The sequence below is a fragment of the Pseudomonas sp. TE24901 genome, assembly GCF_054058375.1.
Genome location: NZ_JBSSAF010000013.1, coordinates 161,071 through 175,321, shown reverse-complemented (window position 1 = coordinate 175,321; position 14,251 = coordinate 161,071). Strand labels below are relative to the sequence as shown.

General features: G+C 61.3%; 14 protein-coding genes. 8 read left to right on the top strand and 6 right to left on the bottom strand.

Features of this window, described 5'->3' with window-relative positions; all coding sequences use genetic code 11:
• The first annotated feature begins 58 nt into the window (after positions 1-58).
• The 3 genes from ACVWVP_RS24380 to ACVWVP_RS24370 are packed head-to-tail and all read left to right on the top strand — an operon-like array spanning position 59 to position 2,063.
• Positions 59-349: a hypothetical protein gene (locus ACVWVP_RS24380; protein ID WP_457408484.1), complete on the top strand. Its 291-nt coding sequence runs from the start codon at positions 59-61 to the stop codon at positions 347-349.
• The gene (locus ACVWVP_RS24375; RefSeq protein WP_457408481.1) at positions 349-1,209 is read left to right on the top strand and encodes a DUF72 domain-containing protein; all 861 of its coding nucleotides are present in this window, start codon (positions 349-351) and stop codon (positions 1,207-1,209) included. Before ACVWVP_RS24380 ends, ACVWVP_RS24375 begins: the two co-directional genes overlap by 1 nt.
• A 26-nt stretch (positions 1,210-1,235) precedes the next feature.
• Positions 1,236-2,063 (top strand): isocitrate lyase/PEP mutase family protein, encoded by an 828-nt coding sequence (locus ACVWVP_RS24370; protein ID WP_457408479.1) that lies wholly within the window; start codon positions 1,236-1,238, stop codon positions 2,061-2,063.
• A 1-nt stretch (position 2,064) separates the two neighbouring features.
• Here the strand turns inward: ACVWVP_RS24370 and ACVWVP_RS24365 are convergent, their stop codons facing one another.
• The gene (locus ACVWVP_RS24365) at positions 2,065-2,685 is read right to left on the bottom strand and encodes an energy transducer TonB (protein ID WP_178919058.1); all 621 of its coding nucleotides are present in this window, start codon (positions 2,683-2,685) and stop codon (positions 2,065-2,067) included.
• A gap of 96 nt (positions 2,686-2,781) precedes the next feature.
• On the opposite strand from ACVWVP_RS24365, the gene ACVWVP_RS24360 reads away from it, so the two are divergent.
• Complete coding sequence (locus tag ACVWVP_RS24360) at positions 2,782-3,564, top strand: class I SAM-dependent methyltransferase (RefSeq protein ID WP_178919057.1); 783 nt, start codon at positions 2,782-2,784, stop codon at positions 3,562-3,564.
• A 96-nt stretch (positions 3,565-3,660) separates the two neighbouring features.
• On the opposite strand, the gene ACVWVP_RS24355 is transcribed toward ACVWVP_RS24360, so the two are convergent.
• Entirely contained in the window at positions 3,661-4,296 is a 636-nt protein-coding gene (locus ACVWVP_RS24355) for a TetR/AcrR family transcriptional regulator (protein ID WP_457408478.1), read from the bottom strand.
• A 93-nt stretch (positions 4,297-4,389) separates the two neighbouring features.
• On the opposite strand from ACVWVP_RS24355, the gene ACVWVP_RS24350 reads away from it, so the two are divergent.
• Genes ACVWVP_RS24350 through ACVWVP_RS24340 form a run of 3 tightly spaced genes read left to right on the top strand, consistent with a single transcriptional unit; the run spans position 4,390 to position 9,158 of the window.
• Positions 4,390-5,490, top strand: coding sequence for an efflux RND transporter periplasmic adaptor subunit (locus ACVWVP_RS24350; protein WP_457408475.1), 1,101 nt, complete (start codon positions 4,390-4,392; stop codon positions 5,488-5,490).
• A gap of 6 nt (positions 5,491-5,496) precedes the next feature.
• The gene (locus tag ACVWVP_RS24345) at positions 5,497-8,562 is read left to right on the top strand and encodes an efflux RND transporter permease subunit (protein WP_178919054.1); all 3,066 of its coding nucleotides are present in this window, start codon (positions 5,497-5,499) and stop codon (positions 8,560-8,562) included.
• A 2-nt stretch (positions 8,563-8,564) separates the two neighbouring features.
• The gene (locus ACVWVP_RS24340; RefSeq protein WP_259171812.1) at positions 8,565-9,158 is read left to right on the top strand and encodes a LysE family translocator; all 594 of its coding nucleotides are present in this window, start codon (positions 8,565-8,567) and stop codon (positions 9,156-9,158) included.
• A gap of 487 nt (positions 9,159-9,645) precedes the next feature.
• On the opposite strand, the gene ACVWVP_RS24335 is transcribed toward ACVWVP_RS24340, so the two are convergent.
• From ACVWVP_RS24335 to plsB, 3 genes are read right to left on the bottom strand one after another with little or no spacing between them, the layout of a single operon-like run.
• Positions 9,646-10,335 carry a DUF4197 domain-containing protein gene (locus ACVWVP_RS24335; RefSeq protein WP_178919052.1) on the bottom strand — a complete coding sequence of 230 codons (690 nt, stop codon included), beginning with the start codon at positions 10,333-10,335 and terminating at the stop codon, positions 9,646-9,648.
• A 35-nt stretch (positions 10,336-10,370) separates the two neighbouring features.
• Entirely contained in the window at positions 10,371-10,772 is a 402-nt protein-coding gene (locus ACVWVP_RS24330; protein ID WP_457408473.1) for a YbaY family lipoprotein, read from the bottom strand.
• A 51-nt stretch (positions 10,773-10,823) separates the two neighbouring features.
• A complete protein-coding gene (plsB, locus tag ACVWVP_RS24325; RefSeq protein ID WP_178919049.1) occupies positions 10,824-13,343 on the bottom strand; it encodes a glycerol-3-phosphate 1-O-acyltransferase PlsB in 2,520 nt (839 codons plus the stop codon).
• Positions 13,344-13,524: 181 nt separating this feature from the next.
• Here plsB and ACVWVP_RS24320 point away from each other — a divergent pair, with 181 nt between their 5' ends.
• Positions 13,525-13,734 carry a cold-shock protein gene (locus ACVWVP_RS24320; RefSeq protein WP_003219353.1) on the top strand — a complete coding sequence of 70 codons (210 nt, stop codon included), beginning with the start codon at positions 13,525-13,527 and terminating at the stop codon, positions 13,732-13,734.
• Between the two features lie 127 nt (positions 13,735-13,861).
• Here ACVWVP_RS24320 and ACVWVP_RS24315 read toward each other — a convergent pair whose 3' ends face one another.
• Positions 13,862-14,239 carry a hypothetical protein gene (locus ACVWVP_RS24315; RefSeq protein ID WP_178919047.1) on the bottom strand — a complete coding sequence of 126 codons (378 nt, stop codon included), beginning with the start codon at positions 14,237-14,239 and terminating at the stop codon, positions 13,862-13,864.
• Positions 14,240-14,251: the final 12 nt, after the last annotated feature.

Here is a 14,251-nt window from a genome sequence, read left to right as displayed (position 1 = left end):
ATTTGCGCACTACGGACAGTGCTGCCAAAATGCCATTACTGATAGCGAGTTCGCGCCCATGCGTATTGATGGCTTTTCCTCACAGTCGTACCCGATCAAGCGCAAGCCGCGTAAGGCCAACGCTACGGTGGACGATTCCGTCGAGGATTCGCCGGACTTCATCGAAGTCCAGTCCGATACGCAAGCCAATGCCCAAGCGCGTATCAGCGGTCTTCCCGCCCGTCAGCAAGACATGGTCTTCCCCCGCTCCATGAGCAAAAGCGTCGCCACCGCCCTGGCCAGTTACCTGACCACCGCCGGTTTTGTCGAATGGGATATGGAAGTGCTGGGTCTCGATATCCACATCTGATGCGCCTGCCTTACTACATCGGGTGTCCGTCCTGGAGTGAAAACGCCTGGCGCGAGTACCTGTACCCCGCCGATGCCCGCTCCAGCGATTACCTTGGCCTGTATTCACAGGTCTTCAATGCCGTTGAAGGCAACACCACGTTTTACGCGCGCCCCTCGGCCGCCACGGTGCAGCGCTGGGCCGAAATCATGCCCGATGATTTTCGGTTCACCGCCAAATTCCCGGGTGATATCAGCCATGGTGGCGACTTGCGCGAACAGTTGCCGGCTGCCGAAAGCTTCGTCGGTTTGATGAGCCCGTTGGGTGAGCGCGTTACGCCGCTGTGGCTGCAACTGTCGGCGAGTTTCTCGCCGCAACGCCTTGGCGAACTGGCCGGGTTCATCGACGGCCTCGAGCGCCCCTTGGCAGTCGAAGTACGCCATCCGGAGTTCTTCGCCAAAGGCGATGCCGAGCGCATGCTCAACCGCTTGTTGCGTGACCGGGGTGTGGAGCGCATCTGCCTCGATCCGCGCGCGTTGTTCAGTTGCACGTCGACCTCGGCGGCGGTGCTGCATGCCCAATCGAAAAAGCCCAAGGTGCCGCCCCGTCCGGCAGCGCTCACTCAATTCCCACAGGTGCGTTTCATCGGCCATCCGGAATTGGAAGCCAACGATCCGTTCCTGATCCCCTGGGTTGAAAAGATCGCCACCTGGATCGAAGAAGGGCGCACGCCCTACGTCTTCCTGCACACCTCGGATAACCGCCTCGCCGCCCAACTGGCGCTGCGCTTTCACGACAAGCTGATGGCGCGCCTGCCCGGTTTGCCAGCGTTGCCGACCTTGCATCGGGAACCCGCTGCGGAGCAACTGGGGTTACTCTAAGGCTCCTTTTTCGCCTGGAGTCAGCCATGGATGCCCAAACCCTTCGCGCCGAAACCTTCAAGGCCCTGCATGAACGTGAGCGTGCCTTCGTGATGCCCAACCCGTGGGATGCGGGCTCCGCGATCATGCTGGCCAGCCTTGGCTTCGAAGCCCTGGCCACCACCAGTGCGGGTTTTGCCTTCAGCCTCGGCCGGCCGGATGCAGAAGGGGCGCTATCCCTTGAAGACACCCTGGGCAACGCCGGCACCATCGCCCGGGCGACTTCACTGCCAGTGGCGGCGGACCTGGAAAACGGCTTCAGCGACACGCCCGAAGGCTGTGCCCAGACCATTCTGCGGGCTGCGGCCACCGGCATTGTGGGCGGCTCGATCGAAGACGCCACCGGCATTGCCGCTGACCCGATCTATCCTTTTGACCTCTCCGTCGAGCGCGTAGAAGCAGCCGTTGCTGCTGCCCGCAGCTTGCCGTTCCCGTTCACGCTGACGGCACGCGCGGAAAACCTCCTGCACGGTCGCCTGGATTTGCCCGACACCATTCGCCGCCTGCAAGCCTACGCCGAAGCCGGTGCCGACGTGCTGTATGCGCCGGCGTTGCGCAGTGCCGAAGAGGTGCTGGCGGTGGTCAAGGCGGTCGCGCCCAAGCCGGTGAACGTGTTGATGTCCGGTGGGCTGAACCTCAGCGTGGCGCAACTGAGCGAGATGGGTGTGCGGCGTATCAGCGTCGGCTCGGCCCTGGCCTTGGCGGCCTATGGCGAGTTTTACCGTGCAGCGCAGGAGGTGTATGAGTTGGGCACTTTTACGTTTACGGAACGCAAGATGCCCTTCAGCCAGGCCAACGCCTTTTTCAAGGGGTGAATCAGGCGGCCAGGCGCAGGTTCTGGGTGACCAGCGGGCGCGCCCAGTAGTAGTCGAAGTCCAAGGCCTTCTGTTGTGCCACCAGCTCTTCGGTGGGATACGGGGTTGCAGCCGGTGGCAAGAGGTCCAGTTCGAACTCGGCAATCGGCAGGTGCAGGGGGCGCGGGTCGGGTGCCGGACCTGGTTCTGGCAGCGGCTGGCCTGCATTCAATACGAGCGGGCGGACCCATTCGCTTTCGAAATTCTGTTGGCGTTGTTGCGCGACGATTTCTTCCTGCGGGAATGGCGTCGCGGCCGGTGGCAGCAAATCGGTTTCGAACTCGGCGATTGGCAGGAACAGCGGCTCAGGCGGAGCGATTTCGGTGTCTGTCACGTCGCACTCGCGCTGGGTGAGGATCTGCGACAGCAGGTCGGCGCCTTCGCGCGGTTCTACCGCAGGGTCTGCCGGTGCTGGCGCCTTAGCGGCGAGCGCGTCCGGCGTTTCGCCAAGCTGCTCGGCCAGTGCGCGGGCGAAGAAGTCCTGCCACACATGGCTCACCCCGGCCAGCGCTTGGGTATTGCGCAGGCCGTAGTGGTTGTGGGTCGGCAGTACACCGATGGTTAGGGGAAGAATGTCTGACATTTTTCTCGGTCGACGCTCAGCTCTGGCAAAATACCTGACTGTTGTTTTTATCGGCCGTTGTTTGCCGATCCTTAATATTTTTGAGCGTAGCGATTGATGAGCGAACAACCAGCGGCCAGCCGCATTCAGGTCGAAGCCTTGGCCGAAGGTTTCCAGGCCCTTGCCGAGCAATGGGCGGCGCGACTTGGCTTGCCGTTAGCGCTGGCGGATGCGGACTTTTCCCTGCAAGTCGGTGAACAGGGCCTGCAGTTGCAACAGCTCGGGCCTGACGCGCCGGGGCCGGTGCGGGTGGACTTTGTTGAAGGTGGCGCGGCGCATCGGCGGTTGTACGGCGGTGGCAGCGGGCAGATGATCGCCAAGGCGGTCGGCATTGCCCAGGGCGTGCGCCCACGGGTGCTGGATGCCACGGCGGGTTTGGGCAAGGACGCGTTCGTGCTGGCCAGCCTGGGCTGCGACATGAGCCTGATCGAGCGTCAGCCGCTGATTGGCGCTTTGCTCGAAGACGGCCTGGCACGCGGTGCGGACGATTTTGAAGTGGCCCCCATCGTGGCACGCATGAAGCTGCTCAAGGGCAATTCCATTGAGGTGATGCGCGACTGGGAAGGCGAGCCGCCCCAGGTGATCTACCTCGATCCGATGTTTCCTCATCGTGAGAAAACTGCCCTGGTGAAGAAGGAAATGCGCCTGTTCCGGCCTTTGGTGGGGGATGATCCGGATGCCCCTGCGTTGCTGGCCGCAGCACTGGCCTTGGCCAGCCACCGGGTGGTGGTCAAGCGCCCGCGCAAGGCGCCGTGCATCGAAGGGCCCAAGCCGAGCCATGCACTGGATGGGAAATCCAGCCGGTATGACATTTATCCGAAGAAGGCGCTCAAGGCCTGATTCTTTGTTGGCCTTTAGGGCCTCATCGCCGGCAAGCCGGCTCCTACACGAAAATGTGCTGCCCTTGTACGAGCCGGCTTGCCGGCGATAGCGGTCTCAGGGGCGATACGCCCGCATAAACAACCCCACCACATCCTGCACATGCGCCTCGGCGGCTTCCTCACTCAGGTGACCGCCACAGCCATACAGCAGACAGAAATTTGCCGTGCCCTTGAGCAGGCAGAAGAAGTGCTCGGCTGCCGTAAACGGCTTGTCGATGCTCAGGGCGCCGCTCTGGTCGATCCGGCTGAGCAGGCGCTCCATACCTTGAAGCATGCGCATCGGGCCCGCTTCGAAGAAAATCTGCGAGAGCTTCACGTCTTGGTTGCCGGTGGTCATCATCAGGCGATGCAGGTTCACCGACTCCTCGCTGTTGATCAGCCGATGGAAGCCCCGCGCAATATTCAGCAGCACCGTTTCCACGGGCATGCCTTCGGGCAATTCGAAATACATCACCGGTAACTGTTCCTCGCACGTCGCCACGACGGCGGCGGTGAACAACGTCTCTTTGTCGGTGAAGTGGCTGTAGACGGTCAGCTTCGACACGCCGGCTTCCAACGCCACGGCATCCATGCTGGTGCTGGCGTAGCCATTGCTCAAAAACAGGATTTTCGCGGCTTCGAGGATAGCCTGGCGTTTTGCCATGTCCTTGGGACGCCCGGGGCTATTGGTGTTGATGAGATTGTCGGACATTTTCACCTTTAATACTGGACTGGTGAGTTTGGTATTAATAACATACCCGTCAGTATAATTATTCCTAGCTACATTTGCGAAAGGTCCTTCAGCATGCGCAGTACTTTCCTGCCCCTTGCGTTGCCTGCCAGCCTGGTCTTCCTCTTGGCCGCCTGCGGCCATGAAGAAGCGGCCCAGACCACTGTCCGCCCGGCCATGGTGGTGCAACCGCAGCCTTCGGCGCAGGCGATGGACAGCTACCCAGGCGAGGTGCGGGCGCGCTACGAGCCGGACCTGGCCTTTCGCATCGGTGGCAAAGTCAGCAAGCGCCTGGTGGAGGAGGGCGAACGGGTCAAGGCCAACCAACCGCTGGCCGAGCTCGACCCTCAGGACGTGCGCCTGCAACTGGAAGCCACTCGCGCGCAGGTGGCCGCCGCCGAGGCCAACCTGAGCCTGGTGCGCGCCGAGCGCGACCGCTACAAGACCCTGATGGACCGTCAGATGGTCAGCCGCTCTCAGTACGACAATTCCGAGAACCTCTACCGATCCGGTGAAGCGCGCCTCAAGCAGATCAAGGCCGAGTTTGACGTGTCCAGCAACCAGGCCGGCTATGCCGTGTTGCGGGCGCCCCAGGACGGAGTGGTCGCCAAGCGCGCAGTCGAAGTGGGCCAAGTGGTGTCCGCAGGCCAGACGGTGTTCACCCTGGCTACCGACGGCGAGCGTGAAGTGTTGATCAGCCTGCCCGAGCAAGGCTTCGGCCGTTTCAAGATCGGCCAACCGGTGTCGGTGGAGTTGTGGAGCCAGCCCGACCAGCGTTTTGCCGGGCGCATTCGCGAACTGTCGCCTGCCGCTGATCCCAAATCCCGCACCTTTGCCGCCCGTGTCGCCTTCACCGGCGGTAAAGTCCCCGCCGAACTGGGCCAGAGTGCCCGCGTATTCGTCCAGGCCGACGGCGTGATTCCGCTGTCGGTGCCGTTGTCGGCCCTCAGCGCAGAGAACGGCGCGTCCTACGTCTGGCGCGTGCAACCGGACAACACGCTCAAACGCACCCCGGTGCGCATCGGTGCGTTTGGCGAGAAAACCGTGCCGGTGCTCGAAGGCTTGAGCCCCACCGACTGGGTGATCGCCGCAGGTGTGCATGTACTCCATGAGGGCCAGCAAGTGCGCCCGGTGGATCGCTCCAACCGAGTCGTGAATCTGGCGGTCAAGGAGTAGTCCCCGATGGGTTTCAATCTTTCCGAATGGGCGTTGCGTAATCGCCAGATCGTACTGTTCCTGATGATCCTGCTGGCCGTAGTCGGCACCTTGTCCTACACCAAGTTGGGGCAAAGTGAAGATCCCCCCTTCACCTTCAAGGCCATGGTCATCAAAACCAACTGGCCGGGAGCGACGGCCCAGGAAGTCTCGCGCCAGGTCACCGAGCGTATCGAAAAGAAGCTGATGGAAACCGGCGACTACGAGCGCATCGTGTCATTCTCGCGCCCAGGGGAATCCCAGGTCACCTTCATGGCCCGCGATTCCATGCACTCGGCGCAGATTCCCGAGCTTTGGTACCAGGTGCGCAAGAAGATCAGCGACATCCGCCAGACTTTGCCGCCGGATATCCAGGGGCCGTTTTTCAATGATGAGTTCGGCACCACCTTTGGCAACATCTACGCCCTGACCGGTGATGGCTTCGACTACGCCGTGCTAAAGGACTACGCCGACCGCATCCAGATTCAACTGCAACGCGTGCCGGATGTGGGCAAGGTTGAGTTGCTGGGCCTGCAAGACGAGAAGATCTGGATCGAACTGTCCAACCTCAAGCTGGCCACCCTCGGCTTGCCGTTGGCGGCAGTGCAGCAGGCCTTGCAGGAACAGAACGCGGTCTCCACCGCAGGCTTCTTTGAAACCCCGACCGAGCGTGTGCAGTTGCGCGTGTCGGGTAACTTCAAAAGTGTGGAGGAAATCCGCAATTTCCCGATTCGCGTGGGTGACCGAACCTTCCGCATCGGCGATGTCGCCGACATCCACCGTGGTTTCAACGACCCGCCCGCGCCGCGCATGCGCTACATGGGCGCCGATGCGATCGGCCTGGCCGTGGCCATGCGTGACGGCGGCGACATCCTGGTGCTGGGCAAGGCGCTCGAAGGCGAATTCGCGCGGCTGCAGAAGAACCTTCCGGCAGGCATGGAGTTGCGCAAGGTGTCAGACCAGCCGGCCGCGGTGAAAACCAGTGTCGGTGAATTCGTCCAGGTGTTGGCCGAGGCACTGGCCATTGTGTTGCTGGTGAGCTTCTTCTCCCTCGGCGTGCGCACCGGCATGGTGGTAGCCCTGGCAATCCCGTTGGTGTTGGCGATGACCTTCGCCACCATGTATTACCTCGGCATCGGTTTGCACAAGATTTCCCTGGGCGCGTTGGTGCTGGCCCTGGGCTTGTTGGTGGATGACGCGATCATCGCCGTGGAAATGATGGCGATCAAAATGGAGCAGGGGTACGACCGGCTCAAGGCTGCCAGCTTTGCCTGGACCAGCACCGCGTTCCCGATGCTCACCGGCACCCTGATCACGGCGGCCGGGTTCCTGCCGATTGCCACCGCGCAATCGAGTACTGGCGAATACACCCGCTCGATTTTCCAGGTGGTGACCATCGCGCTATTGGCCTCGTGGGTCGCGGCGGTGGTGTTTGTGCCGTACCTGGGGGAAAAACTCCTGCCAGACCTGGCGAAGATTCACGCGGCCAAGCATGGCACCGACGGCCCTGATCCCTACGGCACGCCGTTCTATCAGCGTGTAAGGCGCTTGGTGGAGTGGTGCGTGCGTCGGCGCAAAACTGTGATCGTCCTGACCTTGCTGCTGTTTATCGGCTCGGTTGCGCTGTTTCGTTTTGTGCCGCAACAGTTCTTCCCTGCTTCCGGTCGCCTGGAGTTGATGGTCGACTTGAAACTGGCCGAAGGCGCCTCCCTGAGCAACACCGCCGATCAGGTCAAGCGCCTGGAGGCACTGCTCAAGGAACACGCGGGCATCGATAACTACGTGGCCTATGTCGGCACGGGCTCACCGCGCTTCTACCTGCCCCTGGATCAGCAATTGCCTGCCGCCAGCTTCGCCCAGTTTGTCGTGCTGGCCAAAACCATCGAGGAGCGTGAAAGCCTGCGCACTTGGCTGATCGAGACCCTCAACGAACAATTCCCCGACCTGCGTTCGCGCGTCACCCGTTTGGAAAACGGCCCGCCCGTGGGCTACCCGGTGCAGTTCCGCGTGACGGGCGAGCACATCGAAGAAGTGCGTGCGCTGGCGCGCAAGGTGGCGGCCAAGGTTCGCGAAAACACCCATGTGGTCAACGTGCACCTGGATTGGGAAGAGCCGAGCAAGATCGTCTACCTCAATATCGACCAGGATCGCGCCCGCGCCCTCGGCGTTAGCACCGCCAACTTGTCGAAATTCCTGCAGAGTTCGTTGACCGGCTCCAGCGTCAGCCAGTACCGGGAGGACAACGAGTTGATCGAAATCCTCCTGCGTGGCACCGCGCATGAGCGCACCGAATTGTCGCTGCTGCCAAGCCTGGCGGTGCCGACCGACAACGGCAAAAGCGTCGCGCTGTCGCAGATCGCCACCCTCGAATATGGGTTTGAGGAAGGCATCATCTGGCACCGCAATCGCCTGCCAACGGTCACCATCCGCGCCGATATCTATGGCAAGGAACAGCCGGCCACCCTGGTCCAGCAAATCCTGCCGACCCTGGAAGGTGTGCGCGCCGAATTGCCGGACGGCTACCTGCTGGAAGTGGGCGGCACGGTTGAAGACTCCGCTCGTGGACAGAACTCTGTCAAAGCCGGTGTGCCACTGTTTATCGTGGTGGTGCTGACGTTGCTGATGCTGCAACTGCGCAGTTTCTCGCGCACCGCGATGGTGTTTCTGACCGCGCCATTGGGCTTGATCGGGGTGACCCTGTTCCTGCTGGTGTTCCGCCAGCCCTTCGGTTTCGTGGCCATGCTGGGCACCATCGCCCTGTCGGGGATGATCATGCGTAACTCGGTGATCCTGGTGGACCAGATCGAGCAGGACATCAAGGCGGGCCTGGCACCGTGGCAGGCAATCATCGAGGCCACCGTCCGACGCTTCCGGCCGATCGTTCTCACCGCCCTCGCGGCGGTGCTGGCGATGATCCCGCTGTCACGCAGTGTGTTCTTCGGGCCGATGGCTGTGGCGATCATGGGGGGGTTGATCGTGGCGACGGCGTTGACCCTATTGTTCTTGCCAGCCCTGTATGCTGCGTGGTTCCGAGTGAGGAAGGACGTCGCGTAATCATGCTGGCCACCGTTTCAGCCCTGCTGTTGTTGCTGCTTGCCCCTGGCCCGACCAATACCCTGTTGTTTCGCGCCGGGGTGTTGTTCGGGTATCGGGCGTCGTGGCGGCTGGTGCTTGTCGAATGCCTGGCGTACCTGCTCCAGGTCTCCGCGTGGGGCGTGGCGCTGCAATACCTGGCGGCCTATTCGCCGTGGGCGTTGAAGCTCACCCAGTTGGTCGCGGCCTGCTACCTGCTCTATATCTCGTTCAAGTTATGGCAACGCAACAGTGGCGATCGCGATCCGGGAAGGGATCGCTTCAGCGGGCTGTACTTTTTCTGGCTGACGGTGATGAACCCCAAAGGCCTGTTGATAGTTTCGTTTATCGCACCGGCGAACGCCTTTGCCACGCTGCAAGGGTATGCAGGGTTCATGCTGACGCTTGCGGTGGTGGTGATACCGGTAGGGACGGCCTGGATCCTGCTGGGCAGTCGGTTCGAGGGCCTTCAAAAGGCGTGGCTGACGCCGTTGAGGATCAACCGTGTGACCTCCGTGGCGATCTGCTGCTTTGCCACGCTCATGATGGGACGGCTGGCCGACTCGGTATTTCACTGAAGCACACTGTGCGGCGTTTACATGCAGACGCAAACAGGTGTCAGGGCATTCGGAACGTTTGCCCGTCGCACTCCACTCAGATTTGCCTGATGGACAGGCACGGGCCAGGACCTCGCCAGTGGCGAGCCAGCCTATTTCAATGAGTGTATGGAGTGTCACATGACGATCTTATCAGCGATTGCGGCTTTCAAAGGCGCGTTTCTCGGGGCCTTGCTTGGGAACAATCTGCCGCACAAGGGCTTTGAACCCGCTAACCCACTGAGGCCTGGGTATGGCCATCATCACCGCCCCTATCCAACCGGGCCAGGGTACGGCCACGACCCTCACTGTAAGCCAGGACACGGCGAGCCGTTTCCCGACCCGGGGCACCTTTACCCTACTCGGCCTTCGTATCCGCTGTTTGCGTTTAATCGCTAAGCGGCTGGCCTGAAACAACTGCGCCCAGATCCGTAGCCAGCGATCTGGGCGCAGTGAAAGGGCAGGGCAGTTACAGCGCGCCAAACACCTTTTTCGCCAGGCTGGTGGCTGCCGCCGCCGGGTTCTTGCGAATGGTTTCTTCTTGCTGGGCAATCATCTTGAACAGGCCGTCCAGCGCTTGTTCAGTCACGTAGTTCTCGACGTTTGCGCTCTTGGCATCCACTGCGCCAAAGGCTGCGGCCTTGCCGGCCAGTGCGTTGTATTGCTGGGCTACGCCAACCTTGTCGGTTGCGGCCTTGACGATCGGCAGGAACTTGGCGCGGATCTGTTCGCGGCTGCTCTTGTTCAGGTATTGCGTCGCCGAGTCCTGGCCACCGGTGAGGATGCCCTTGGCGTCAGTCACGCTCATATTCTTCACCGCATTGACCAAGATCGGCTGAGCCTGGGTCACGGCGGATTCGGCCGCCTTGTTCATGCTGGTTTCCAGTTGCGTGACTTGGTCACCCATGCCGAACATCTTCAGCTTGTCGGCCACCTTGCCCAGTTTGCCTGGCAGGCCGATCTTCACTTCCGGGTTGTTGCTGAAACCACCGGGTACACCCAGCTGTTTCACGGCGATCTGCGCGCCTTGGGTCAGCGCGTCCTTGAGGCCGCCAGAGGCGTCGCCCTGGGACAGGCTGCCAAGGTCCAGGGCCAGGGCGTTGGCGCCGAGCAGCAGGCCGGCACACAGGGCAGTGAGGCGAAGGGAGTTACGGAGCATGGGCGCTTCCTTTTGATCGGGTGTACTGGAAAGTGTCAGTGCGCGACGGCATCAACCCGCAGGCGCAGCGGTTGTGGGTCCTGGCCGTTGAGTTGCACGGTGTGTCGCTCGGTGGTGATAAACAGTAGCTTGCCATCGAGCTCGATGCGAGCGCTCACCGAATAACTGTGGCCCGGCTTGACCTGGGCAGGGTCGTAGCTCAAGTGAAACGACAGCGGCACCTGGCCTTTAACTGGGCCTTTCTGTTCGGCGAGGGTCACGGCCGGCGCGTCCATCAACGACACGTCCTGCAGGCTGACACTCAGGGTGGCGGTAGGCGGCAGGGCGATGCGTTGCAGGTAGAACACCTCGCCGTCGAGGCTGGCCTTGGGCGCAGGATTCATCGATTGGCAGGCTCCGAGCAAGGCCGTGAGGCCGAGGAGAATGATCTTTTTCATGGTACAGCTCCTTGTCAACGGCGTCGGAAACCGCCCGACGCCTTATTCAATCTAGCGGCTTTCTTCAGGTTTGGGCGCTTCAGGCTCCACCGGCGCCTCCGCAGCACCGTCGACGCGATGCAACGCCACTTGGCGAATCGACAGGCGAATCTCGGCGGGCAGTACACGTTTTGCCGCGCCTTCGGCCAGTTCGCCGAGCAGGTCGTGGTAGCTCAGCTTGCCGGCTTCATCGCGGCGCAGTACATCTTGCTCCAGCAGGGTCTGGATGAAATGTCGGAAAAGGCTCTTGTCGAAGAACTCCGGCGCGTTCAGGCCATGCAGGATCGACAGGCGTTGGGCCATGATGGTGCACAGGTCTTCCAGCTCTTCGGCGCTGATGCTGTTCTGGCCGCTGTTGAGCAGCAACGAGATCGCCATGTAGAAGCGCTGCAGGGTCTGGGCAATGCTCTTGGACAACAGGGTCAGCAACACAAAGTGCCGCGAACTTGGCGCCGGACGCAGGTACACGTTGTTCTCGAAACGCAGCAGGCCTTGCTCGACAAAGGCTTCCAGCCATTGGTCGATCACTGTGTCCAACTCGTCCAACGACCAGCGGATGAACAGCTCCGATTGCAGGTACGGGTACAACGCGTGGGTGTAACGCAGGATCTGTTCGCGACTCATGCGCGAGCTGCTCTGGAAGAAGCTCGCCAACAACGCCGGCAGGGCAAAGATGTGCAGCACGTTGTTGCGGTAGTAGGTCATCAGGACGGCGTTTTGTTCGTCCAGGTACAGGATCTTGCCCAGAGCATCACTTTGCTCCGACAGCAGGTCCATGTCCTTCACATGCTTGATCAGCGCCAGGCCATCGCCTTCCGGCAGCGTGGTATGGGGCGAGTAAGGCACACGGCGCAACAGGGCCAGGTACAGGTCGAGCTGGCGCGCCATGGCCTGTTCGTCCAGGGCCAGGCGGGTGGTGGACAACAACGCCAGCGCTACCAGGTTGACCGGGTTCACCGCTGCGGCTTCGTTCAAGTGGCGCGCCACCTGTTCGCCCAGGCGGTTGGTGGTCTCGTTGAGCCAGGCCGGTTTGTAGTTCGGGCCCAGGTCCTGGGTGCGCCAGTCCGGCTGCTCGGCGTCGAGGAATTCGGCCAGCTTGATCGGTTCGCCGAAGTTGACCGCGACCTGGCCAAAGCGCTGCTTGAGCGCGCCGACCACTTTGAAGATATCGAAGATCGATTCTTTCTTCTTGCTCGCGCCCCGCAGTTCGCCGAGGTAGGTACGGCCTTCGAGCACGCGCTCATAACCGATATACACCGGCACGAACACGATCGGCATGCGCGAGGAGCGCAGGAAACTGCGCAGGGTAATCGCCAACATGCCGGTCTTGGGTTGCAGCATGCGCCCGGTGCGCGAACGGCCGCCTTCGACGAAGTACTCCACCGGGAAGCCTTTGGTGAACAGGGTGTGCAGGTATTCGTTGAACACCGAGGTGTACAGCGGGTTGCCCTTGAAGGTGCGTCGCATGAAAAACGCACCGCCACGGCGCAGCAGGCTGCCGATGACGGGCATGTTCAGGTTGATGCCGGCGGCGATGTGCGGCGGGGTCAGGCCGTTCTTGAACAGCAGGTAGGACAGCAACAGATAGTCGATGTGGCTGCGGTGGCAAGGCACGTAGATGACCTCGTAGCCCTGGGCAACCTTTTGCACACCTTCGATGTTGTTGACCTTGATGCCGTCGTAGATCTTGTTCCAGAACCAGCTCAATACCACTTCAAGGAAGCGAATCGCGGTGTAGGTGTAGTCCGAGGCGATCTCGTTGCCGTAGCGCAGGGCCTGGGCCTTGGCTTTTTCGGGGCTGATCTTTTCCCGCTCGGCTTCGTCGGCGATGGCCTGGCGCACCAGTGGCATGTTGACCAGGCCTTTCACCAGGTTGCGACGGTGTGACAAATCGGGACCGATTACGGCAGTTTTCAGGTTACGAAAGTGCACGCGCAGGATGCGCTGGGCCATGCGCACGGTGCGTTCGTGGCCTTTATTGTGCTCGATCAATTCACGCAGGTTGATAGGCGCAGAGAATTGCACGCGGGTCTTGCGGCCCAGGATCAGGATGCTCAACAGCCGGCGCAGACGCCCGGTCACAGCCCAACTGTCGGCAAACAGCAGCTTCCACGGGCTGGACTCGCTTTCGGGTGACTGGCCCCAGAACACGCTGACCGGAATGATTTGTGCATTCTCTTCGGCGTGTTCGGTCAGGGTGTTGACCAGCCGGGTCAGGGTGGGCGGTGCGCCGCGTTTGTCCTGGCGGCCGAGCCAGTCGGGATCTGGCGTGAGGTAGAAGAACGCCGCCGGTTCCATCAACGGGCCCACCGATACTGGCAACACCGGGCGCGGCAGGCCGGCCTTGGTGCATTCGGCATCGACCACCGCCAGTTCAGTGAGGGAGGGCGATTGCAGGACGTAGAACACCGGCCGGCTGCGGTCCAGGTTAAGGGTTAGGGACGACTGGTTGATCGTCTCTGAGCGAACCCAGAGGTACAACAGTCGGCGCAAGGTGCCAAACACCAGACGGCGGAACGGGGAGCGGGTCATAGGCGTGCTGCTTCAAGTGGAAAAAACCGAGCAGGTGCTCGGGCGGGTAGTGTGCCGTATTCGCCGAAAATCGGCAAAAAAGCGGCTAAATAAACTTGAGTTGAAGCTTTTTGAGCCTGTCATATACTCGGCAGTTCAATGCGACTGACTCAACAATAAAAAGCATGTGGGAGCAAAACAGATGGCAACGCGCGAAACCGGCAATGTGAAGTGGTTCAACGATGCAAAGGGCTATGGTTTTATTCAGCGCGAGGATGGCAAGGATGTGTTCGTGCACTACCGCGCCATTCGCGGTGAAGGCCACCGTTCCCTGGCTGAAGGCCAGCAGGTGGAGTACGCCGTGGTGACCGGCGAGAAGGGTTTGCAGGCTGAGGATGTGGTGGGTCTTTAAGCATCACCACAATCAACTGTGGGAGCTGGCTTGCCTGCGATAGCATCACTTTGGTCTGCCTGAAAGACCGAGGTGCTTGCATCGCAGGCAAGCCAGCTCCCACATTGATTGGGTTTGCAGTTTTAAATCAGGCTGTTTTCCAGGTGATCTGCTCTTCACCGTCGGCGCTGATGCGAATCCAGGTGTCGGCGCTTTCTTCACCTTCTTCCTCGACCCAGGTCCCCGGTGCGCAACGCACTTCAACGTTCAGCACAGCAAACGCAGCGCGGGCGCAGGCGATGTCGTCGTCCCACGGGGTCTGGTCGCTTTCCAGGTACAGGCTGTTCCATTTGCCTACAGCTTTCGGCAGCCAGGTGACGGGCACGCTGCCGGCCTTGCACTTGTAGGTCTGGCCCTTCTGGACCCAGTCGGAGCACGGACCCAAGGCGGCGCCCAGCCAGGCGGCGATGGCCTTGTGGTCGACGTCGGCATCCTTCAGGTAAATCTCGATATCAGGTTGGCGCATGGATGTTCCTCG

Coding starts and splice junctions, on each gene's coding strand:
- ACVWVP_RS24370 (WP_457408479.1), top strand. CDS start 1,236: ATGGATGCCCAAACCCTTCGCGCCGAAACCTTCAAGGCCCTGCATGAA.
- ACVWVP_RS24315 (WP_178919047.1), bottom strand. CDS start 14,239: ATGCGCCAACCTGATATCGAGATTTACCTGAAGGATGCCGACGTCGAC.
- ACVWVP_RS24330 (WP_457408473.1), bottom strand. CDS start 10,772: ATGAAAAAGATCATTCTCCTCGGCCTCACGGCCTTGCTCGGAGCCTGC.
- ACVWVP_RS24340 (WP_259171812.1), top strand. CDS start 8,565: ATGCTGGCCACCGTTTCAGCCCTGCTGTTGTTGCTGCTTGCCCCTGGC.
- ACVWVP_RS24375 (WP_457408481.1), top strand. CDS start 349: ATGCGCCTGCCTTACTACATCGGGTGTCCGTCCTGGAGTGAAAACGCC.
- ACVWVP_RS24355 (WP_457408478.1), bottom strand. CDS start 4,296: ATGTCCGACAATCTCATCAACACCAATAGCCCCGGGCGTCCCAAGGAC.
- ACVWVP_RS24350 (WP_457408475.1), top strand. CDS start 4,390: ATGCGCAGTACTTTCCTGCCCCTTGCGTTGCCTGCCAGCCTGGTCTTC.
- ACVWVP_RS24335 (WP_178919052.1), bottom strand. CDS start 10,335: ATGCTCCGTAACTCCCTTCGCCTCACTGCCCTGTGTGCCGGCCTGCTG.
- ACVWVP_RS24345 (WP_178919054.1), top strand. CDS start 5,497: ATGGGTTTCAATCTTTCCGAATGGGCGTTGCGTAATCGCCAGATCGTA.
- ACVWVP_RS24360 (WP_178919057.1), top strand. CDS start 2,782: ATGAGCGAACAACCAGCGGCCAGCCGCATTCAGGTCGAAGCCTTGGCC.
- plsB (WP_178919049.1), bottom strand. CDS start 13,343: ATGACCCGCTCCCCGTTCCGCCGTCTGGTGTTTGGCACCTTGCGCCGA.
- ACVWVP_RS24320 (WP_003219353.1), top strand. CDS start 13,525: ATGGCAACGCGCGAAACCGGCAATGTGAAGTGGTTCAACGATGCAAAG.
- ACVWVP_RS24365 (WP_178919058.1), bottom strand. CDS start 2,685: ATGTCAGACATTCTTCCCCTAACCATCGGTGTACTGCCGACCCACAAC.
- ACVWVP_RS24380 (WP_457408484.1), top strand. CDS start 59: ATGCGTATTGATGGCTTTTCCTCACAGTCGTACCCGATCAAGCGCAAG.